The sequence below is a fragment of the Corynebacterium hiratae genome (genome assembly GCF_009708045.1).
Lineage (GTDB): Bacteria > Actinomycetota > Actinomycetes > Mycobacteriales > Mycobacteriaceae > Corynebacterium > Corynebacterium hiratae.
Window position 1 is genome coordinate 14,972 of record NZ_VIOG01000007.1, and the last position, 21,515, is coordinate 36,486.

Here is a 21,515-nt window from a genome sequence, read left to right on the forward strand (position 1 = left end):
TCCACAAAGCCACTAACGGCACTGAACCGCTTGGTCTAGCCTTTGTGGCATGAGCACCAAATACGATAATTCCGAAGTCAACGAGTGGTCGTTCGCGACCCGCGCCCTCCACGCCGGACAGAACCTGGACGGCTCCACCAACGCACGCAACGTTCCGATTTACCAAACCACCTCGTATGTCTTCAACGACGCCGAGCACGCCGCCAACCGCTTCAATCTCTCGGATGCTGGCCCGATTTATACCCGCCTGACCAACCCCACCCAGGACGCACTGGAGGAGCGCCTCGCTTCCCTCGAGGGCGGCGTTGCCGCAGTGGCTTTCGCCTCCGGCCAGGCCGCCGAGACCGCGGCCATCCTGAACCTGGCTTCCGCCGGCGACCATATCGTGACCTCCCCGCGCCTCTACGGCGGCACCTCCACACTGTTTACCGTTACCTTGAAGCGCCTCGGCATTGACGTCACCCTCGTCGAGAACCCGGATGACCCGGCCTCCTGGCAGGACGCCGTCCAGCCAAACACGAAGGCTTTTTACGGCGAGACCTTCGGCAACCCAGTCGCCGATGTTCTCGACATCCCTGCCATCGCCGAGGTAGCCCACAAGAACCAGGTCCCGCTCATCGTGGATAACACCATCGCCACCGGCGCGCTCGCCCGCCCGCTGGAGCTGGGCGCGGACATCGTCGTCGTCTCCACCACCAAGTTCTATACCGGCAACGGCTCCGCCATCGGCGGCGCCATCATCGACGGCGGCTCCTTCGATTGGACCGTCGAGCGCGACGGCGAGCCCGTCTTCCCCTACTTCGTCACCCCGGACGAGGCTTACCATGGCCTCAAGTACGCCGACCTGGGCGCACCGGCCTTCGCCATCAAGGCGCGTGCGGGCCTGCTGCGCGATACCGGTGCCGCCATCTCCCCCTTCAACGCCTGGCTGACGCTGAATGGCATTGAGACGTTGCAGTTGCGCGTCGAGAAGCACAATGCCAACGCCCAGGCCGTGGCTGAGTACCTGGAGTCCCACGCCAAGGTCACGAAGGTCAACTACGCCGGCCTGGAGTCCTCGCCGTACAATGCCACCAAGGAGAAGCTCGGTTACGCCTACACCGGCTCCGTGCTCTCCTTCGACATCGACGGCGGTCGCGAAGAGGCCTGGGCGTTCATCGATGCGCTGAAGCTGCACTCTAACCTGGCCAACATCGGCGATACCCGCTCCCTGGTGGTGCACCCGGCGACCACCACGCACTCGCAGTCCGACGAGGCCGCTCTCAAGGCCGCGGGCATTACGCAGGCCACGGTGCGCCTGTCGGTGGGCATCGAGGATGTCAACGACATCATCGCCGACCTCGAGCGTGGGTTCGCGGCCATTGGTTAGCGCCATCCCGGAACTCGCGCCCGAAGGCGAGCTCGCCGTCGTCCCCATCGGTGACTTCACCACGGAAGCAGGCGCCGTGCTTGCCGACGCCCACGTGGCCTACCAACGCTGGGGCGCTTTCGCCGGCGACCCGGACGGCGTCAACAATGTCTTGGTGGTTGAGCACGCGCTGACCGGGGATTCCAATGTGGCGGACTGGTGGTCCGACCTGGTGGGCCCGGGCAAGGCCCTGGACACCACGCGCTGGTGCGTTATCGCGACCAATGCGCTGGGTGGCTGCAACGGCTCGACGGGGCCGAAGTCACTGCACCCGGATGGAAAGCCGTGGGGCGGGCGCTTCCCAGCGCTGTCGATTCGGGACTTGGTGGAAGCCGAGCACGACTGCTTGACGCAGCTGGGTATTTCGCGTGTGCACGCGGTGCTCGGTGGCTCGATGGGCGGCGCGCGCACGCTGGAGTGGAGCTTGCTGCACCCGGAAAGCGTGTCCGCGGTGTGTGTGATTGCGGTGTCTGCCCGGGCTTCGGGCTGGCAGATTGGCATCCAATCCGCGCAGATTTCTGCCATCGAGCGCGACCCGTTTTGGCATGGCGGAAATTACTACCTGACCGATAAGACCCCGCGGGATGGTCTGGCAGCGGCGCGCCGCATTGCGCACTTGACGTATCGCGGCGAGCAGGAGATCGATGAACGCTTCGGCGCCCAGCCGCAGCAGGGCGAGAACCCGCTGGGGCCGCACCGGGAGCTCAACCAGCGTTTCGCGGTGAACTCCTACCTGGATTACCAGGGGGCGAAACTCACCGAGCGCTTCGATGCGGGTTCCTATGTGGTGCTCACGGAGGCGTTGAACCGGCATGACGTCGGCCGCGGGCGCGGCGGGCTCATCAAAGCACTGGCCGCCTCCCAGGTACCGACGATGGTCGTGGGTGTGGACACGGATATCCTCTACCCCTATCACCAGCAGGAGCATATCTCCCGCAACGTCAACCACCTGCTGGCGATGGCCAAGATTGTCTCCCCCGTGGGCCACGACGCCTTCCTAACGGAGACCCGGCAGATGAACCGCATCCTGCGCAACTTCCTGCTGCTCTCCGCGCCGAATGGCCTCGATGTGGGCCCTGCGTACGTCGGTGACGAATACTACATCTAGAGAGCTGTGTGGCTCTTTTCAGGAGCCACACGCTTCACGATCCCAGCGCGTCGATGGAAAAGGCCATGAACACCATCGCCGCGCCCAAGATGCCTGTAAAGCAGGCATCGAAGCGCCGGGAGCGGACCGCTAGCACGCCGACCCGCGAGGAGTCGCAGGTCAAGCGGACCACCGTGAGCCACACCAGCGCCCCGCCCAACAACAGCGTGGCTCGGCGCCAGTGCTCAAACACGGCATAGAAACCCGACACCACAACCGCCGCCACGAACAAGCCGATGGCCAACCACTGGAGAGCCGGCGGCAGCGCCGAGGGCTTCAGGTGCGCGTCGTGGGGATTGGCCAAGGACACCGGCGGCGCGGTTTTCCCACGGGCTTGGCTTTCAGTCTGGCTTTGAGGCTGGCCTTGAACAGGACCCTGAGCTGGGCGCCGGGGCATTCGTTGTGCTCGGTGCTGCGGGCTTCCTTCTGATTGTGGGGACATGCTCATTGCTTGGGCGTTCGTGTTGCGCCGTTAGTGAGCGGCAAGCTTTTCGGCGCGCTCGACGATATTGCTGACCAGGAATGCGCGCGTCAGTGGCCCCACGCCGCCCGGGTTCGGGGAGACGTAGCCGGCCTTCTCCCAGACGTCCTCGGCCACGTCGCCGGCGAGTTTGCCGTCAACGCGGGACACGCCGACGTCGAGAACCGCAGCACCTTCCTTGACCATGTCGGCGGTGAGCATGTGTGCCTTGCCGGCTGCCGCGATAATGACATCGGCCTCACGGGTCTCCGCAGCGAGGTCCTTGGTGCCAGTGTGGCACAGCGTCACCGTGGAGTTTTCGCTGCGGCGGGTGAGCATCAGACCAATCGGGCGGCCCACGGTCACGCCGCGGCCAATGACCACGACCTTGGCACCATCAAGCTCCACGCCGAAGCGGCGCAGCAGGTGGATGCAACCGTTCGGCGTGCACGGCAACGGGGCTTCCTCGTTGAGCACCAGCTTGCCCAGGTTGATCGGGTGCAGGCCATCAGCGTCCTTGGCCGGATCGATGAGCTCGAGCACGCGATTTTCATCCAGGTGCTTCGGCAGCGGCAGCTGCACGATGTAGCCGGTGCAGGCATCATCATTGTTGAGTTCCTCGATGACGCGCTCCAGCTCCTCCTGGGAGACGTCGGCAGGCAGGTCCTTGCGAATCGAATTGATGCCGAGCTTCTCGCAATCGCGGTGCTTCATCTTCACGTAGGAATGCGAACCCGGATCATCGCCCACCAAGACCGTAGCCAGGCCCGGGGTAAGCCCCTTCTCTTTGAGGGCGGCCACGCGCTGGGCCAGGTCCTCAAAAATCTCGTCGCGGTACAAGTTGCCATCTAGTTTGGTAGCGCTCATGCACACCATCCTAGACTGATGCCTATGAGCAGCTTGCACATCGTCTTCGACAACCCCGTGATCCCTACCAACACCGGCAATGCGATTCGCACCGCCGCCGTCACGGGCGCGAGCCTGCACCTCATCGAGCCGCTCGGCTTCAACTTCGAGGACAAGCACCTCAAGCGCGCAGGCTTGGACTACCACGACCTGGCGGACCTCAAGATCCACAAGGACTTCGACGCCTGCATGGAGGCACTGCCCGGCGCGCGGGTTTTCGCCTTTACTACCCACACGGATAAGTGGTTTACCGACGTGAAATACCAGGAGGGCGATGTCCTCCTCTTCGGTACCGAACCCACCGGCCTGCCGGAGGAGCACGCCTTCCACCCGCGGGTAACGGAGCGCGTGCGCATTCCCATGATGCCGGCGCGGCGCTCGATGAATCTATCCAACGCGGCGTCGACAGCCGTGTATGAAGCCTGGCGGCAGCTCGGCTTTCGTGGCGCGGTCTAACAAGTCGCGGCACAATATGGGTGGACTTTCACACCGAAGGAGACACCTTGCCTAGCCTGCGCCCACTGCTTGATTCCCTCATTACCCGCGTCGAAGCTTCGTCTGCCGCCCACGCCACGCAGATCGCGCGCGTGGATCCCATCCACCGCCCCGGCGCGGTCAACCTCGTGCGCTACATGGAATTGCGCTCCCAAGACGCCGTCGAACTCCAGGAAGGCCTCACGGCGTTGGGCGCCACGAGCCTCAGCCACCCGGAGCCCGCAGTGCTTGAGCGCCTCCACGCCGCGCGCAACGTGCTCGACGCCTTCGATGGCCACGCGCCAACCTATCCTGTGCAGCCCATCGCCACGGCTTATGCTGACGCGGACGATATCCTCGACGCCAACACCGAAGTCCTCCTCGGCCCTACCCAGGAGGACACGCACGCGCGCATCATGGTGACTCTTCCTGCTGAGGCCGCGGAGGATTATGAACTGGTCCTCGGTTTCGCCCGCGCGGGCATGGAGTTAGCCCGCATCAACTGTGCGCACGATGACCAGGCGGCGTGGACAAAGATGGTGGAGCACGTCCACCGCGCCGCTGAAGAGGTGGGGCGCGAGATTCTGATTTCCTGCGATATTGCTGGCCCCAAGGTCCGCACCGGCAGCATCGAGCCGGGTCCGCAGGTCATTCGCGTGCGCGGCGAGCGCACCGCTGCGGGCGAGCTGCTGAGCCCAGCAACGCTCGTGCTTCACGACGCCCCCTCCTCTACCCGCGCCCACGGGGTGGCGGGGGAGGCGTCGCCAAGCGCGGCCCGCCCGGCGGTAGCGCTGGAGGTGGATGACGAGTGGTTGGCGCGCCTGCACCCCGGCAGCGAGGTGCGCTTCACGGAAGCGCGCGGGCGCTCGCGTGTGTTCACCGTGGAGAGCGCGGAAGCAGGCGTGGCGGTGCTGCACGGTGATCGCAACTGCTACCTCGCCGAGGGAACGGTGTTGAGCCACGGCGGGGACACCACGCAGGTGCATGGGGTTCCGGCACTGGAGCAGAAGATTCGCCTGCACCGCGCCGAGGAGTTGGTGCTGAGCACTTCGCAGGAGCCGGCGCGCATCGTCGAGGGCGAGGTGACCACGATTGGGTGCACGCTGCCGGAGGTGGTTGGCGCGCTCAAAGTGGGGCACCGGGTGATTTTCGATGATGGCGCGATCTCCGGCCGCGTCCGCGAGGTGCGGGACAACGGCGCTGAGCGCGAGGCTGTCATCACCGTGGAGCACGCCGGGCCCACCGGCACCAACCTGGCCGCTTATAAGGGAATCAACCTGCCGGATACTGACGTCCCGCTGCCCAGCCTCACCGAGGAAGACATCGAAGCGCTGCGTTTTGTGGCCACGCACTGCGATATCGCGGCGGTCTCCTTCATCCGCACTCCAGCTGATGTGGCCTTCCTCTATGACACGCTCGAGGCGATTGCCGCCGAACAAGATTCGGAGGAGATGGCGCAGCGCGTGCGTGACCTAGGCATCGTGCTCAAGATTGAGACGGTTCCGGCTTATGAGCAGCTGGGAAGTGTGTTGCTGGAGGGGATGCGGCACGCCAAGTTCGGCATCATGATTGCGCGCGGTGACTTGGCCGTGGAGTTGGGATTCGAGGAGATGGTCCAGGTGCCGGGGCGCATCATGAAGGTCGCGGAGGCGGCCCACATCCCGGTCATCATGGCCACGCAGGTTCTGGAGACCCTAGCCAAGACCGGGCTTCCCTCCCGCGCGGAAATCACGGACGCTGGCTATGCGCTGCGCGCGGAGTGCGTGATGCTCAACAAGGGGCCGCACATCACGGAGGCCATCCAGATTCTGGACCGCATGTCCCGCAAGCTAGGCCAATCGCGGCTGAAGAATCGCCAGAGGCTGCGCCAGGTGAGCAGCTGGACCAATCCACTCGCTTAATCCGTGGTGCAACTGCGCCGCGTGGTGAGGATCACCTAAGAGATAGCCACAAAACCTAGACGGACCTATATTTACTAAGGGTACCCTATAAAGGTAATGCTTATTCGGTAGTGCTTATTTAAGGAAGAGGGCTCACCGTGAAGTTATCTGAGTGCCCGCGACAAACCGCCGACGCTATCCCCACGGGGTGCACCATCACCCTGAGAGACGAGTGCATCTCCTGCACCTGCGACGCCGCACTGGCGGTGCGCCTCGGTGAGCTGGGTATCCGCCCCGGCGCCACGCTAACGCTGGGCCCGCGCGTGGCCGGTGGCGCGCGTGTTGTCTCGGTGGGCAGCTGCCGCTACGCCATCGATAAGGCGACACTGCAGGCCATCGAGGTCTAAGCCATGTCCACCACGAAACCCAGCTGTCACGGCGATCCGGGCGGCGCGGTAGCCCCTGCTGGCGCGCCCATCATCGCGCTCGTTGGCTCCCCCAACTCTGGCAAGTCCACTCTCTTTAACGCCCTGACCGGCGCGAAGGCGCAGACCGGCAACTGGCCGGGAACCACGGTTGAGGTCAGCCGCGGTGCGTGGAAGATCGGTGACGCAACCGCCGATCTCATCGATTTTCCCGGCACCTACTCACTCGACCCGCTCAGCCCCGATGAGGCGCTGACCCGCGCCATGCTCATCGATTGCCCAGATGATGAGCGCCCCGACGCCGTCGTCGTGGTCGTCGATGCCAGTGCCGTGGCGCGCGGCCTCAACGTGGCCCTCCAGTTGGCGGAGCAGCCCTACCGCCTCATTATCGCGCTAACGAAGACCGACGTGGCCCTTAACCAGGGCCAAACGGTGGACCCCGTTGCGCTCGCTGAAGCCACCTCCATCCCGGTGGTGGTGGTTGATGGGCGTAAGCGGGAGGGCGTCGAGAAGCTGCGAGAGGTTGTTGTTCATTCTCTGGCGGCTGAGCCCGTGCAGCTGCGCGAGGACGCAGGTTTGGAGGCCCGCTTCGCGGAGTTGGATGCGGCGGCGAAGGCCTCGGTGAGCGAGGTCGAGCACGCCACGCCCCTCTCCCACCGCCTCGATGCGGTAGCCCTTCACCCGGTGGTGGGACCGCTGCTGTTTCTGGCCGTGATGTGGGTGGTCTTCCAGATCACCACCACGGTGGCCGCTCCCCTCCAAGATGGGTTGGAGGCGCTGGTTTCTGGGCCTTTGAGTGACTGGGCGCGGGCGGGGCTTGAGGCCATCGGCCTGGGCCACCCACTCATCACGGGCCTGCTTGTCGACGGCCTTATCGGCGGCGTCGGCATGGTCCTCACCTTCGCCCCGCTCATGGCGCTGATGTTTTTGTGCTTGGCGGTGTTGGAGGATTCCGGCTATATGGCACGTGCGGCGGTAGTCACAGATCGTCTTATGCGGGCCATCGGTCTGCCGGGCAAGGCTTTCATCCCCATCGTCGTGGGCTTTGGCTGCAACGTGCCGGCGATCTCGGCCACGCGCGTGCTGGGCAGCCCGCGGCATCGCATCATGACCGCGCTGCTCATCCCGTTTACCTCGTGCTCGGCGCGCTTGGTGGTCTTCGTCATGCTCTCGGCCACGTTCTTCCCGGAGCATGCTGGCAGCGTGGTGTTCATCATGTACGTCATTTCCATCGCGCTGCTCGTGCTGGTGGGCTTGGCGCTGCGCAAGACGCTGTGGCGCGCGGTTCCGGAAGAGGCACTGGTTATTGATTTGCCGACGTACCAGCTGCCCACCGTGCGCCTAGCACTGAGCGTGATGTGGACGCGCTTGAAGGGCTTCTTGCAGACGGCCGGTGGCATCATCGTGAGCACCGTGGTCGTGGTGTGGCTGCTCATGGCCATCCCGGTGGGTGCGGCGGTCCAGGACTCCTCCTGGGGAGAACCGCCGGCGCCGGAGGATTCGGCCTACGGGGCGGTCGCGCACGCCATCGCTCCAGCCTTTGCCCCGGCTGGCTTCGACTCGTGGTCCCTGGCGGGTCCGCTAGTCACTGGTTTCGTGGCCAAGGAGGCGCTGATTTCCACGTGGGCGCAGACCTACGCGGTCGAGGATGTCACCGACGCCTCCGCGGAGGAACAATCCCACAGCCCGCTCAGCGATCACGTGCGCGCGGACTTCGAGCAGGCTTCTGGCGGTCATCCCCTCGCCGCGGTGTGGGCCTACATGCTCTTCCTGCTGGCCTACACGCCCTGCGTGGCCACGATTGCCGCGCAGCGCCGCGAGATTGGCTGGCGCTGGACGCTCTTCGGCTTCGGCGTCCAGCTGGCCACGGCGTGGGTGCTGGCCGTGGCTGCCTTCCAGATGTTGAAAGTGTTTATCTAATGCCTGCCTCCCCCATCCAGGCCGTGCAGGAAGCCATCGAATCCGGCGTGCGCTCGCGGGCGGCCATCGCTGCCGAGACGGGGCTCGAGCCCGGGACAGTCGATGTGATTCTGGATCACCTCACCGCCAGCGGGGTGCTCGATATGGAGCCACTCGGCTCCTGCCCCGCGGGCGGTTGTGGGTCCTGCTCGGCGGCCTCGGCCTGTGCCGGCCCCAGCAACACTCGCGGGCCGGTGCTGCTTAAGCTTCGTCGCTGCCCCTAACCGCGCTGTCACGGGAGTCTTCACGTGGGTTTTGCCGCGGGTCAACCTGTGAGATGTTGACGGATGAGTCCATGGGACTTAGCGCGGCTTCCATGGCAGGCAGGCGGCGGGAGCGCAGGCGGGTGAGGAGCTCGGAGGCGTCGGCAGGCGTGAGGTCTTGGCCAGCCATCTTCACGGGGCCAGCCACGAGGTCGAAGCGCACGGTCCGCACGCCCGCAAGGTGCCCCAACGGCCCCACTTTCAGCGTGAGCTCCTGGATGTGCGGGGTTCCAATCACCATGACGCGGCGGTTAATGCGGCCGCGGTGCACGATCGTCACGGGCTGAGGCGACTCCACCAGCGTTACCGACTGCTGCTTACGGTCGATGGGACTGACCCACGAGGCCCGGCGCGGGGAAGTGTATGTGGGCTGGGTGTGTCCTTCGGGGCGTGCGAAATCCTCAATCTGCGCACGATCCAGATCGGAGATGAGCTCTAAAAGCTCCAGCGCCTGCTCGCGGGTGCCCACCGGCAGGATGCGCGTAGAACCAGATTGCTTGCCACTGCCCTTAGCGCCGTAGCCGGCCACCGACACGTTTACTTCGTACCAGCCGAAGCGCCGCCACAGGAAAGGCTGGCTCACCCGCACGCCGTGGATGCGGCTGATGCGGATGGTCTGGCGGCGGCGGTCGGCAAGGCCATAGGAGACGTTGAGGGCGTTGGCGGGGACGTCGTGAAGCGCGGTGAATTTCCAGGAGGAATCTACCAGCCCCCACACGCGCCCCACGAAACCCACAATGATGGGCAGCAGCGCGGTCCACATCCCGGGGATGAAGAGCAAGCCGCCGAGGACCAGCGCGGTAATCAGCGTGGGTAGGCGCAGAGCCTCGGCGGCAATCGTGCGCAGGATGGGAATGGCCGGGATCAAAGCGGCAGGGGCTTCCTCTGCCGGCCGTCCTGGCTCCTCCGCCGGTCCACCGTTCGTGCGTCGCAACAGCTCAGCGCGCAGCTCTTCCGCTTTCGCCTTGGACAGGTACTCAATTTTGATCACCGAGGACGTACCACCGGCGGTTTCCACGCGCACCGCCGCCAATCCCAACAGGCGCGCGATGATGGATTCCACCACGTCCACTGCCTGGATGCGCTCATAGCGCGCGGAACGAAAAGACGTCGAGATAGCCCCGTGCCGCAGAGCGATTTCATCCTCCGTGAGCTTATATCCCAGCTTGCGCCACCAGATTCCGGAGACCAGCCAAATCACCGCACACAACAGCACGAAACCGCCAACGCCTAGCAGTGTGCCACGGCCAACCTCGCCGAGGTTGCCGCCCTGTAGGTAAGACACCACATCAGAAATCATGGAGGCGTTGATATTCACCGCGAAAATGGCCACCAGCGCCAGGATCAGCGACCAAAAGCGCAGCAGCGGGGTGAGGCGGTGGACGCGGGTGTAGCCGTCGGCGTCGACAAGCGCGCGGTCCTTCACAGCCCACTCATCCTCTCACGTGCCTTGACGGCGAGGCGCTCGCGCAGGGCGTCGGCGTCGGCAGCAAGGAGGCCGGGGATGGTGGCGTCGCTGCTGGGCGACGCCGTGTGCAGCTTCACCTTCTTCAGCCCCATCGCCCGCTCGACGGGGCCGGCGGTGACGTCGACGAATTGGATGCGGCCATAGGGCACGACGGTGAAGGTGTGCCAGATTTTCCCGCGGGTGACGAGCAATTCGTCGGCGGTTTCCTGCCAGCCTAGGTTTTTGACCTGCGCGGGGATGAGCCAGAGCTGATAGAGCGCCCACGCAACGAGCGCTCCGGCGACCCAATAGAGCCAATCCCACCAGAAATACGCCGCCGCGGCCGCCAGGGCGGCAAGGATGACGTCCCAGCTCAAGCGCGAGATGTAGCGGGCTTTAGTGAGTGACGGGGATACGGGATTCATGCCGCCACTTTAACACGAACCCTTGACAAGTCGTTGTGTTTATACAACACTGTGGTGCATGTCCCCAAAGAAAAAGCCAACCCGCCCACTATTTAACCGGGTCCGCGTGCTCCGCGTTGAACGGGACATGACGCGCGCACAGCTTGCCGACGCCATCGGGGTCAACCCCCAAACCATCGGCGCTCTCGAGCGCGGCGACCACTCCCCCAGCTTGGACCTCGCCTTCAACATCTGCGAAGTTTTCAATCTACCCGTGGAAGCCGTGTTCTCCCGGACCGAATTCACCCCCATGTCCTCCGAAATCTACCGAAAGGACTAAACCACACATGTCCGCCTCTATTCCCGATTCCGTTAAGACCCGCAAGCGCTACATCACCCTGACCGACCTGTCCACCGCCCTCATCATCGCTTCCATTCCCCTGCAGTTCTGGAGCGCCTTTACCTCACTCATGGTGGCCGCCCTTGGAACTTTGCTGTGCGCGTTGATGACCGCTCGCCTGCGCGCAACGATTGGTGCCGCTGACCTGCCCACGACGGAACTTGATGAGTACCAGATGCAGCAGCACCTTGAGGCCCGCGACGACGGCCTCAAATTCTCCCTCGCAGCACTCGTCATCTTGCTGCCAGTGACTGGCCTTATCGCCTGGGGTGCCCGAACCATGCCCATCATGGATGGAGTATTCGTATCCCAGCTCTACCTCAAGATCATCCTGCTGCTCATGGTGTGGGTGCCCTTCTCTGTGGCGCGTTCCCTGGCAGGAAAGATGAACCGCGACGAGCTCATTTCAAAGGAATAAGCACCCCTAGCGAAAATCCCGCGAGCCGCGTGAGAGCGCCTCGCCGAAGGCCAACGGCTCCAGCTGGTCCGCAGCAACGGTGACCGCCCCGGAGGCGTTCTGCACGATGCCGCGCACGATGAGCGCGGGCGCTGTTCGCGCGGTGACTTTATCCCGGGCCCACAGGCCTGGCGTGACCATCACGTTCATCAACCCGGTCTCATCCTCCAAACCAAAAAAGACCACCCCGCCCGCTGTCTGCGGGCGCTGGCGGTGCGTGACCACCCCGGCGATGCGCACGCGGGTGCCATCCTCCACTGCCGGCAAATCCGCCGCGGATAGGATGCCGCGGGCCTGCAATTCCCCGCGGACCTGCTCCATCGGCTGCTGGTTGTGGGTCACGCCGGTGCTTGCCACGTCCGCCGCCATGAGCTCAAAGGCGCTCATCCCCGGCAAAGACGGCGCCTCAATCGCCGAAAGCCCTGGCAACATCCCCGCCCGTTCTGTTGCGGCCACGCCCGCCTGCCACAGCGCCTGGCGGCGGTCCACGCCAAAGACATCCAAGGCCCCCGCCACCGCGAGGGCCTCCACGTGATCGACGGTGAGGTCGGCGCGGCGGGAGAGATCGGGGACGTCGCCAAACGGCGCGGCCGCTTCAATGCGATCGGCGGCCTTATCACCCAACCCCTTGATGAGGTTAAGCCCCAAGCGGATACGCGCCTGACCATCCGAGCCCACCACCACGCGCGCCTCGCGGCCCGACTCGTTAACGCTGACCGGCAGCACCTCCACCCCGTGGCGGCGGACATCCTGAATAAGCGACTGCGGCGAGTAGAAGCCCATCGGCTGCGCGCGCAGCAGGCCCACGCAAAACTGCGCCGGGTAATAGCGCTTAAACCACGCCGAAAAGTACACCAAGGAAGCAAAAGACTGCGAGTGGGACTCCGGGAAGCCATAAGCAGCGAAGGCCACAATCTTGGCCCACAACTTATCCGCCACCTCCCCGACGATCCCGTTGGTTTCCTCCAAGCCCTCATAAAAGCGCTGCTTGAGCGCTGCCATCTTGGCCGGCGAGCGCTTCGAGCCCATCGCGCGCCGCAGGTCATCCGCCTCCGCGCCGCTGAACCCGGCGGCATCAACCGCAATCTGCATGAGCTGCTCCTGAAAGAGCGGAATCCCCAGTGTCTTGCCCAGGGACTTCTCCAGCACCGGGTGGTCATAGGTCACCGGCTCCTTGCCATCGCGGCGGCGCAGGTAGGGGTGCACCGAGCCGCCCTGGATGGGGCCCGGCCGGATGAGCGCGACCTCCACCACGAGATCGAAGAAGACCCGCGGCTTGAGCCTCGGCAGCGTGCTCAGCTGCGCGCGTGATTCCACCTGGAACACGCCCACTGCATCCGCGCGGCAGAGCATGTCATAGACTTCCGGGTCAGCCAGGTCCAGCTCCCACAGGTTGACCACCCGGCCGGTGCTCTCCTCCACCAAGTCCATCATGTGGTGCAGCGCTTCGAGCATGCCCAGGCCCAGCAGGTCGAACTTCACCAGCCCGGCCGCGGCGCAATCATCCTTATCCCATTGCAGCACCGAACGATTCTCCATGCGCGCCCACTCCACGGGCACAACATCCGCAATCGGCCGGTCGCACAGCACCATGCCGCCGGAGTGAATGCCCAGGTGGCGCGGCTGACCCAGAAACTGCTCGGCCAAGCATTCAACGTCCGAAGGCGCGAGCGCAATGCCCTTCGACCAGGCATCGGCCGAGCCCTGCGGGTAGCCCAACGCGCGGGCGGCATCCCGCAACGCCCCTTTGCGGCGGTACGTAATCACGTTGGCCACCTGCGCCGCCTTCTCGCGGCCGTGCTTGGCGTAGACGTACTGGATGACTTCCTCGCGCCGGCCGGATTCAATATCGATGTCGATATCCGGCGGGCCATCACGGTCCGGGGAGAGGAAGCGCTCAAAGAGCAGTCCCGCGGAAATCGGCTCCGCATTCGTAATCCCTAGCGCGAAGCACACCGCCGAATTCGCCGCCGAGCCGCGCCCCTGGCACAGGATGTTCTCCCGTTTACAAAAGTCCACGAGATCACACACGATGAGGAAGTAGCCGGGAAAGCCCAGCTGATTGACCACACCCAGCTCATACCGCATCTGCTCCCACGCCCGCTCCCGAATCTCCTTAGGCCGCGTGGCATAGCGCGCTGCCGCGCGCTCGAAGGTGAGGTGCTCCAGCCAGGACATCTCGGTATAGCCTTCCGGCACGTCGAAATCAGGCAGGTTCGGGGCCAGCGCCTCCCACGTGAAGCTGCATTCCTCGAGGACGCGGACGGTTTCGGCAATGAACTCGGGGCGCTCAGGCAGCAGGCGCGCCATCTGTTCCCCGGAGCGCAGCCAGGACGAGCCCATGGGGTGGGAGCTGGGGGAGGCGTCGGCAAGCGCGAGGCGTCTGGACAGGGCTTGTTTGGCTCCAGCCAACCGCGCGTGTTCACGCGTGGCGGCAGCCGGGCGCGCAGTGGCAATGGCGCGCGAAACCGGCAAGGAATCCAACAGTAGGTGGTGGTCCGCGTCCTCCGGGAGCTGGGTACATGCATACTCCAGAACCATGCTGTCTATTTTTATTCCCTCGACCAAAAGATCGAAATGCTCTACCCATTCCCAGCCCACCAGGAAGAGGCACTCGTCCTGCAGCTGCGCACCAATCTCCGGCAGGGAAGGATAGGACACGACCCCCTTCTCCCCCGCCTCCATGTGAGCGCGGGAGATAAGCCGAGATAGACGCCGATAGCCCTCCGGGGTGCGCGCCAGGACGGTCAGCGGAGCTGGGTCGAGACTGAGCTCCGCCCCGAAGACCGCGGGCAGGCCAACTTTGGCGGCGGCCTCCGCAAACTTCATAAGACCATAGAATCCATCCCGATCTACCAGCGCAATCCCCCGCAGGCCCAGTTCGACGGCGCGCGCCACGAGCCCCTCCGGCTCGGAAGCGCCACACAGAAAGCTATAGGAGCTCACCGCATGCAGCTCGGCGAAAGGCACGGCGGAATGCCCCACCTTCGGCGCGTCCGTGGCCTGCGGTAGGTGGTCCACCGAGACCGGGACGGGCCCCGGGCGACCAGAGAGAATCCTCTCCACCCGGGACCACGGCAGCGCCTCACCCCCATTGAATCTCATAGCCCCACACACTATATTCGAACACAGGTTCCAGTCAAGGTTTTCGTTGAACAATTCTCCGAATAGACAAAGCGGTTCAATCGTTGCTAGTTTTTCGTGCAGCGCACAAATCCTGCGGTGACACGACTTGCCGCACAACCAAGAAGGGACACTAGGAACCCACCATGAGCATCCGTCGCGTACTTGCTGCCACCTCGGCAGCCGTCATCGCCGCAACCGGCCTGGTTGCTTGCTCCTCGGACTCCGCTGAGTCCAAGGATTCCGGCGAGGCCATCACCAAGGACTCCACCATCACCATCGGCACCACCGACGCCAACATGGAAGAGTGGGCCGTCTTCCAGGACCTGGCCAAGGAAGCCGGCTACGACGTCAAGCTGGAGAACTTCGCCGACTACAACACTCCGAACCAGGCTCTGGACCAGGGCCAGCTGAGCACCAACAAGTTCCAGCACCTGAAGTTCCTGGCTGAGTACAACAAGGGCAACGGCACCGATCTGGTCCCGCTGGCCTCCACCGAGATCTACCCGCTGGCCATCTACTGGAAGGACCACAAGGACCTCGCTGGCATCGAGGGCCAGGAAGTCGCCATCCCGAACGACTCCACCAACCAGGGCCGCGCCATCGGCCTGCTGGTTCAGGAAGGCCTGGTCACTCTCAAGGAGAACAGCCCGCTGACCCCCACCCCGCTGGACATCGATGAGGACAAGTCCAAGGTTAAGGTCACCCCGGTAGATGCTGCCCAGACCCCGGCCGCCTACGGAGAGGGCAAGCCGGCCGTCATCAACAACTCCTTCCTCGAGCGCGCCGGCATTGACCCGAAGTCCGCCGTCGCTCAGGATGACCCCGACTCCACTGAGGCTGAGCCCTACATCAACGTCTGGGCCGTGCGCGCCGACGACGCCGACAACGAGGCCCTTCACGAGCTGGCCAAGCTGTGGAAGGACCCGAAGGTCACCGAGGCCGTCCTGAAGTCCTCCGGCGACACCGCCGTGGCCGTCGACCGCTCCCAGGAAGAGCTCCAGGAAATCCTGGACCGCCTCGAAGAGCAGGTCTAAGCCCCGCGTAATCCACATGTCCCCCGCGCTCACGCTTGATTGCGTGACCCGGGGGATTTTGCCCGTTACTCCCTCCTCACTCATCACACGGACACGTACAAAGGAAACCCACGTGACTGAACAAACTGGCGCCCACCGGGGCACCCGGATTGAATTCCGCAACATCACCAAAGTCTTTAAAAACAAGAAAACCACCACGAAAGCGCTTGATGATGTCTCTTTGACCGTCGAGCCCGGCGAAATCATCGGCATCATCGGTTTCTCCGGCGCGGGTAAGTCCACGCTGGTGCGCATGATCAACGGCCTGGATAAGCCGACCTCGGGACAGCTGCTTCTCGACGGCACCGATGTCGTCCCCCTCCCCGAATCCAAGCTACGCGGCATCCGCCGCAACATCGGCATGATCTTCCAGCAGTTCAACCTCATGTCCTCCCGCACCGCGGCGGGCAACATTGAGTACCCGCTGAAGCTGCAGGGCGTCGACAAGCAAGAGCGTAAACAGCGCGTCCAGGAACTGCTGGAATTCGTCGGCCTGGCGGACAAGGGCGATAACTACCCGGAGCAGCTCTCCGGCGGCCAGAAGCAGCGCGTCGGCATCGCCCGCGCCCTGGCTAATAACCCTTCCCTGCTGCTGGCGGACGAGGCCACCTCGGCGCTCGACCCCACCACCACCCACGAGGTGCTCGACCTGCTGCGCAAGGTCAACCGCGACCTCGGCATCACCATCGTGGTCATTACCCACGAGATGGACGTCGTGCGCTCCATCGCCGACAAGGTAGCCGTCATGGAAAACGGCCGCGTCATCGAGGCCGGCAGCGTTTACGAGGTCTTTTCCAATCCGCAGACCAAGGTGGCGGAAAAGTTCGTGGCCACCTCGCTGCGCAACACCCCGGACGTCGTGGAGGCCGATGACCTGCTGGCCCACGAAGGACGTTTGTTCACCATCAACCTGACGGAAAAGTCGGGCTTCTTCGGCGCCGCGGGCAAGCTCGCGGACGAGGGAGTGTCCATCGCTGTGGTCCACGGCGGCATCACCACCCTGCAGAAGCATTCCTTCGGCAAGATCACCGTGCGTCTCAACGGCCCGGATGCCGCCATCGAAGACTTCTACGCACATATGCAACGCACCACCGACATTGAGGAGATCCAACGATGAACGTCACCTACCTCGCGCAGGCCAATTGGGATCGACTGGGCGGCACGCTTGTCGACGCCGTCAAGGACACCCTCATCATGGTCGCCACCACCCTGGTGATCGCCGGCATCATCGGCTTGGTTCTCGGCATCCTGCTCTACACCACCCGCCCAGGCGGCATCCTGCAGAACAAGCCCATCTACTTCATCATCAACATCCTGGTGAACTTTGTTCGCCCGATTCCGTTCATTATCTTGCTGGCCTTTGTCCAGCCGCTGACGGTGGCGGTGCTAGGCAGCTCTATCGGCCGCGAGCCGGCCACGTTCGTCATGGTTATTGCGGCCACGTTCGCGGTGGCGCGCATCGTGGAGCAGAATCTCGTGGCGCTGGATCCGGGCGTGATTGAGGCGGCCCGCGCGATGGGCGCTTCGCCGTGGAAGATCATCACCACGGTCATCATTCCGGAGGCGCTCGGCCCGCTGGTGCTGGGCTACACCTTCCTGTTTATCGGCATCGTCGACATGTCCGCGATGGCCGGCTACGTCGGCGGCGGTGGCTTGGGTGACTTCGCCATCGTCTACGGCTACCGCGCCTTCGAGTGGGAGGTCACCGTGGTGGCTACGCTTATCATCATCGTGCTGGTGCAGGCAGCGCAGTTCTTTGGCAACTGGCTCTCGGCCAAGATTATGCGCCGCTAACCGCGCCGACCCCGTGCTCTATACGCTGCGCTTTTCGACGCGGCGCGCGGCATAGAAACGAGAGGTCTTCGGCTCGTCTCCGCAGGAGGAGACGACGCCGGAGGCCTCTTTTTCTTCGAGTTCTACGTCCCATGCACGGCCATCACGGTGGCGCACAACGACGCCATTTCGCGCGGCGGGGTTTTCCGTTGCGGTGTTTTCCGCTGCGTCGACGGTGAGGTCGCCGTAGTGGAGGGGCTCGGAGGCGTCGAGAAGCTGGCGTGCCACCGCAAGCTCCGCCACTTGCCCTTGGGGCGTGGTGAGGCCGGAACCGCGGTTGGCGGGGTAGAAATACTCGCCGTGCAGCGCCTTGCCCACGAGCTCGCGGCCAGCTTCCACGTTGAGGCGACCGAAGGAATAGCCCCACGGCATCAGCAGCACCGACGGCGCGAAGCGGTGGCCTTTGGTGTGGGAGGTTTCCCACACGGTCTCCTCAAATTCGCATGCCAGGGAGGCAGCAAGCGGGCGGCCCTTGATTGCGCAGCAGGCATCGCGCTTGGCGTGGGTGCACACGAGCACCAGCGGCAGGCACGTGCCGGTGGGGTGCTCCAGATCCAGATCGAGGATGTCCTCCGGGCCGTTCAGGACGTAATCCTGCACTAACCCCTCGCGTGCCCACACGACGAAACAACGGAAGTGCCCCGTCCCCCGCTCGTGCCCGGCGCGCCCGGGGCGGCGAATGAGCTGCAGGCCCGCCACGCCTTTGAGCTTGGCCTTGAGCTTCTCGGTGAGGCCTGGGCCAAAAGTACGACCATCCAGCACGTCGCGAGACCAGGCCGTAGGCCACTCAAAAAGGACATAAACAGATTCTTGTTTAGCGGTACCAGCCAGGGGCTCGACCTGGACATCGGAGCAGAAGGTCATGGCGCCATCTTAACTGGTATCACTCCTTTCACAACAATGTGGTTACGATGTTTACTTCAATGCATAGAATGTCTCGCGGTACCGCTACCCTCGGAGTTATGCCGAAACACAATCTCTTGCGCACAGCCGCCCCCGTGGCCGCACTCGTTGTCTCGGGTGCGCTCGTGCTTCAGGGATGCGCTCCGTCTTCCTCCTCGGACGGCGGTACCGACGGCCCCACGAAGACTCTCGACGCTACCTTGTCCGGCGCCTCCACCTCCACTGCCACAGTCACTCCTGCTGCCCCCTCCCCCGCCGCACCGGCTGGGCTGACTCCGCTGGGCGACGCCAACATGGAGATGAAAACCCTCCGCCCACCGGCTCCCTCGGAGCTGGTGGTGACCGATGTCCGCGTGGGCAAGCATGAAGGTTTTGACCGCGTGGTCTTCGAATTCGTCGGGAACGGTTCACCGGGCTGGTTCATTGATTACACCGATGCCCCCGCCCAGCAGGGCTCCGGCAACCCGATTCCTTTCAAGGGTTCCACCGCGCTCGACGTCAGCATCGACGGCACTGCTTATCCCTTCCAGCTCGATATGGAAGACCCGAATATCGGCACCGTAAACGGCGCCGGCGGGCTGGTGACCCAGGTGGTCAGCGGCGGCACTTTCGAGGCCCGCTCGCAGTTCGTTATCGGGCTTAATGAACGCCACCCGTACTCGGTTCAGGTGCTCACGGGGCCGACGCGCCTGGTCATCGACATCTTGAATTAAGCCGTTCAGGCATAGGTTGCCTCCACAGACCAGCGCCCGCCTGCCCACACGAGGAGCCAGGCGCGCTGGCCTTTCTCGTTTTCTCCGACGACTTGCAGACGCGCGCAGCGCTGCGCCGCGCCTGCTTCCCACCACCCGGTGTCTACGGGCCACGGGCCGGCCCAACCGGTCACCCGGTAGCGGTGGCACCCCCATCCCAGACCCGCCGGCTCCCCGGAAAGGAGGGCCTCGGCGGTGACGATGACCTCCTTCGAGGAGACGTCGATAAGCCGAATCCGCGCGGCCGGGTGCGCCAGGCTCGCCGGGAGCGGCGCCGGGATGCGCCCCGGCCAGGTGCCCTCCGGCTGCGGATCGCGCTGCTCGCCATAGGGGACGTACTCGATGCGCTCGGCCACCCCACGCCCGCCCGCCGGGCGAGGCTGCAGCACGCGGTCCACCCCCAGCTGGGATTGCACCCGCGCGATGACACGCTTGGCCTGCTCCGCGGATTCGCCTGCGCCCCACAGGAGTCCATCCCCCGGCGGGGCGACCTCCACCGGCTCCAACGCCAGCTTGACGACGCCTCCTCCCTCACCCGGCGCACTCCCCGCCCACGCAGCACTCAGCCAGCCATCGAGCTGCCAGCGCACGCGGTCCGCCGTGGCGGCCTCGCTGAGCGCTTCCTGGGTACGCCAGATCCGCTCCAAACGCTCGCCGCCCTCGAACTCCGCGGCAACGCGCAGCCGCAGACACACCACGCCGGCCTCATCGAGCACCACATGCAGGCGCGCCGCGAGCTGGCGCGCGGCAAAGGCCGCGGCGTCTACGCGCTCTAAGGGTTCTTCGAAGCCCTGCTCCACGCCCAGGTCCGGGCGTGCAAGCTCCGGCGCCACGCGCCGATCCGGTGCGGCCGCGGCCACCGCGTGGCACCGCCGTCCAGCCTCGCCGAAACGGGTGGTGACTTGGCGCAACGGCAGGCCCGCCAGCTCCCCTAACGTGCGCACGCCCAGCTGCTCCAAGGCGTGCACCACATCCGCCGCGCACCCCAGCGCCACCTCGGCGGCTAATACTCCAACCGGCTGCTGAGCCAGAAAGTCGCGCGAGCCGCCTGCCGGGACTACCGCGCCCAGGTTGTGGTGGCGCGCGGCAATCAGCGCGGTGGCGATCTCATCGGCGACGCCGACGGTGGCGTCGAGGTGGGATCTGGCGGTGGCGTCGACAAGCATCTCCACCGCCTTCGCCTCGCTGCCGTGGAAACGCCCGGCCGCGCCCGCGTCCACGATGACCAGGCCCGGACGCAGCACCTCCACCGAGGAGGCCACCGCATCCAGCCCCGCGGCAATCTCCGCGAACACCACCCCGTCCCGGTCCGGGTTGACCTCCTCCACGCGCAGCTCCGGCAGGACGGCTTGGGCTTGGCGCACGCGCATCCCGCGGCGCACCCCCGCCCGGCGCGCCGCCGCGTTGCAGACCGCCACGCGGTGCTGGGCGGCGATAGCGCACGCTGCCCTGTCGGCGTCCTGCAGCGCCTGGATAGGCCAATCCGGGAACCACAGCGCCGCGACCCTCACACGACCTCCAGGCGTGGGCGCGCGTCCAGACGCTGCCCACACGTGAGCACTCCACGGCGCGGGCGCATGCTTGCCGACGCCACCCGCACCCCTATATCAACTCCCCAAATACGCCCGCTGCCCCGGCCCAAGCCATGCACCGCGACGACCTCCGCACCTATCTCCATCGCCGTTCCTGGCAGCCGGGTTCCCACGGTGAGCAGGGCCGCCTGCCCTGCTCGCACCTTCGCCAGCACGGGGCGCGCCCGGGTGGGGCTCAGCTCGCCTGTGCCTTTGTGCACCACCAGGTCCAGTCCCTCACACAGCACGCCGGTCACCGCCCAGGGCTCCGCGCCCGGTTCGGGCACCGCGATGACCCGGGAGATATCTCCATCCTCAACCACCTGTGCGAGTGAGAGATCGGGCCAGCCCACCACCGCAACGTGTCCGCCCGCCGCGCTAACATGGGATATCAGCTCCACCACGAGAGCGGCACATTCCGCACAGACGGTTGCCCGCTTGCGGGGAAGGCCACCGCCCGGGAGCAGCTCAGATAGCCCTTCGGGGACGCCGAGAAGCTCCACCTCCGGCTGCACCTGCGCGGCAACATCCGGGGTTTCCAGGCGTTGAATCTGGGCGCGCAGGACCGCAATTTGCTCGGCCTGCGATCCGCCCACCACACGAACACCTGTTTGATTCATGGCTCCT

The 21,515-nt window shown here is 65.0% G+C and carries 20 protein-coding genes; 12 read left to right on the plus strand and 8 right to left on the minus strand.

Going from position 1 to position 21,515, the window contains the following annotated elements; translation table 11 throughout:
* Positions 1-49: 49 nt before the first annotated feature.
* Both FME68_RS07340 and metX read left to right on the plus strand, forming a co-directional pair.
* Entirely contained in the window at positions 50-1,369 is a 1,320-nt protein-coding gene (locus FME68_RS07340) for an O-acetylhomoserine/O-acetylserine sulfhydrylase (RefSeq protein ID WP_158396973.1), read from the plus strand.
* Positions 1,317-2,516 (plus strand): homoserine O-acetyltransferase MetX, encoded by a 1,200-nt coding sequence (gene metX, locus FME68_RS07345; RefSeq protein WP_230308932.1) that lies wholly within the window; start codon positions 1,317-1,319, stop codon positions 2,514-2,516. Before FME68_RS07340 ends, metX begins: the two co-directional genes overlap by 53 nt.
* A 34-nt stretch (positions 2,517-2,550) precedes the next feature.
* On the opposite strand, the gene FME68_RS07350 is transcribed toward metX, so the two are convergent.
* Positions 2,551-2,865, minus strand: coding sequence for a DUF3017 domain-containing protein (locus tag FME68_RS07350; RefSeq protein ID WP_328287776.1), 315 nt, complete (start codon positions 2,863-2,865; stop codon positions 2,551-2,553).
* 162 nt (positions 2,866-3,027) lie between these two features.
* On the minus strand, positions 3,028-3,882 hold the full coding sequence (locus FME68_RS07355) for a bifunctional methylenetetrahydrofolate dehydrogenase/methenyltetrahydrofolate cyclohydrolase (protein ID WP_102234241.1): 855 nt from the start codon (positions 3,880-3,882) through the stop codon (positions 3,028-3,030).
* A gap of 24 nt (positions 3,883-3,906) precedes the next feature.
* Between FME68_RS07355 and FME68_RS07360 the strand changes: the two genes are divergently transcribed.
* The 4 genes from FME68_RS07360 to feoB all read left to right on the plus strand — a co-directional run bounded on the left by FME68_RS07360 (position 3,907) and on the right by feoB (position 8,620).
* Positions 3,907-4,377 carry a tRNA (cytidine(34)-2'-O)-methyltransferase gene (locus FME68_RS07360; RefSeq protein WP_158396975.1) on the plus strand — a complete coding sequence of 157 codons (471 nt, stop codon included), beginning with the start codon at positions 3,907-3,909 and terminating at the stop codon, positions 4,375-4,377.
* Positions 4,378-4,424: 47 nt separating this feature from the next.
* Positions 4,425-6,296, plus strand: coding sequence for a pyruvate kinase (locus tag FME68_RS07365; RefSeq protein ID WP_158396977.1), 1,872 nt, complete (start codon positions 4,425-4,427; stop codon positions 6,294-6,296).
* 137 nt (positions 6,297-6,433) lie between these two features.
* The gene (locus FME68_RS07370; protein WP_328287768.1) at positions 6,434-6,682 is read left to right on the plus strand and encodes a FeoA family protein; all 249 of its coding nucleotides are present in this window, start codon (positions 6,434-6,436) and stop codon (positions 6,680-6,682) included.
* A 3-nt stretch (positions 6,683-6,685) separates the two neighbouring features.
* The gene (gene feoB, locus FME68_RS07375; RefSeq protein WP_158396979.1) at positions 6,686-8,620 is read left to right on the plus strand and encodes a ferrous iron transport protein B; all 1,935 of its coding nucleotides are present in this window, start codon (positions 6,686-6,688) and stop codon (positions 8,618-8,620) included.
* A 240-nt stretch (positions 8,621-8,860) separates the two neighbouring features.
* Here the strand turns inward: feoB and FME68_RS07385 are convergent, their stop codons facing one another.
* Together FME68_RS07385 and FME68_RS07390 are read right to left on the minus strand one after the other, a co-directional pair.
* On the minus strand, positions 8,861-10,348 hold the full coding sequence (locus FME68_RS07385) for a PH domain-containing protein (protein ID WP_328287769.1): 1,488 nt from the start codon (positions 10,346-10,348) through the stop codon (positions 8,861-8,863).
* Positions 10,345-10,794: a PH domain-containing protein gene (locus FME68_RS07390; RefSeq protein ID WP_158396983.1), complete on the minus strand. Its 450-nt coding sequence runs from the start codon at positions 10,792-10,794 to the stop codon at positions 10,345-10,347. Before FME68_RS07390 ends, FME68_RS07385 begins: the two co-directional genes overlap by 4 nt.
* Positions 10,795-10,852: 58 nt before the next feature.
* Here FME68_RS07390 and FME68_RS07395 point away from each other — a divergent pair, with 58 nt between their 5' ends.
* Positions 10,853-11,113: a helix-turn-helix transcriptional regulator gene (locus tag FME68_RS07395; protein WP_039673876.1), complete on the plus strand. Its 261-nt coding sequence runs from the start codon at positions 10,853-10,855 to the stop codon at positions 11,111-11,113.
* A 7-nt stretch (positions 11,114-11,120) separates the two neighbouring features.
* Positions 11,121-11,591: a hypothetical protein gene (locus FME68_RS07400; RefSeq protein WP_070680499.1), complete on the plus strand. Its 471-nt coding sequence runs from the start codon at positions 11,121-11,123 to the stop codon at positions 11,589-11,591.
* Positions 11,592-11,597: 6 nt separating this feature from the next.
* Here the strand turns inward: FME68_RS07400 and FME68_RS07405 are convergent, their stop codons facing one another.
* Positions 11,598-14,735 (minus strand): error-prone DNA polymerase, encoded by a 3,138-nt coding sequence (locus tag FME68_RS07405; RefSeq protein WP_158396986.1) that lies wholly within the window; start codon positions 14,733-14,735, stop codon positions 11,598-11,600.
* Between the two features lie 164 nt (positions 14,736-14,899).
* On the opposite strand from FME68_RS07405, the gene FME68_RS07410 reads away from it, so the two are divergent.
* From FME68_RS07410 to FME68_RS07420, 3 genes are read left to right on the plus strand one after another with little or no spacing between them, the layout of a single operon-like run.
* Positions 14,900-15,790 (plus strand): MetQ/NlpA family ABC transporter substrate-binding protein, encoded by an 891-nt coding sequence (locus FME68_RS07410; RefSeq protein WP_070545972.1) that lies wholly within the window; start codon positions 14,900-14,902, stop codon positions 15,788-15,790.
* A gap of 16 nt (positions 15,791-15,806) precedes the next feature.
* The gene (locus tag FME68_RS07415) at positions 15,807-16,946 is read left to right on the plus strand and encodes a methionine ABC transporter ATP-binding protein (protein WP_439329290.1); all 1,140 of its coding nucleotides are present in this window, start codon (positions 15,807-15,809) and stop codon (positions 16,944-16,946) included.
* On the plus strand, positions 16,943-17,623 hold the full coding sequence (locus tag FME68_RS07420) for a methionine ABC transporter permease (RefSeq protein ID WP_046648398.1): 681 nt from the start codon (positions 16,943-16,945) through the stop codon (positions 17,621-17,623). Before FME68_RS07415 ends, FME68_RS07420 begins: the two co-directional genes overlap by 4 nt.
* A gap of 18 nt (positions 17,624-17,641) precedes the next feature.
* On the opposite strand, the gene FME68_RS07425 is transcribed toward FME68_RS07420, so the two are convergent.
* Entirely contained in the window at positions 17,642-18,526 is an 885-nt protein-coding gene (locus FME68_RS07425; protein ID WP_158396988.1) for a ferredoxin family protein, read from the minus strand.
* 98 nt (positions 18,527-18,624) lie between these two features.
* Between FME68_RS07425 and FME68_RS07430 the strand changes: the two genes are divergently transcribed.
* Positions 18,625-19,278 carry an AMIN-like domain-containing (lipo)protein gene (locus tag FME68_RS07430; RefSeq protein WP_083312713.1) on the plus strand — a complete coding sequence of 218 codons (654 nt, stop codon included), beginning with the start codon at positions 18,625-18,627 and terminating at the stop codon, positions 19,276-19,278.
* A gap of 5 nt (positions 19,279-19,283) precedes the next feature.
* Here FME68_RS07430 and FME68_RS07435 read toward each other — a convergent pair whose 3' ends face one another.
* On the minus strand, positions 19,284-20,828 hold the full coding sequence (locus tag FME68_RS07435; RefSeq protein WP_328287771.1) for a DNA polymerase Y family protein: 1,545 nt from the start codon (positions 20,826-20,828) through the stop codon (positions 19,284-19,286).
* Entirely contained in the window at positions 20,825-21,508 is a 684-nt protein-coding gene (gene imuA', locus FME68_RS07440) for a DnaE2-dependent mutagenesis accessory factor ImuA' (protein ID WP_070511383.1), read from the minus strand. Before imuA' ends, FME68_RS07435 begins: the two co-directional genes overlap by 4 nt.
* Between the last annotated feature and the right edge of the window lie 7 nt (positions 21,509-21,515).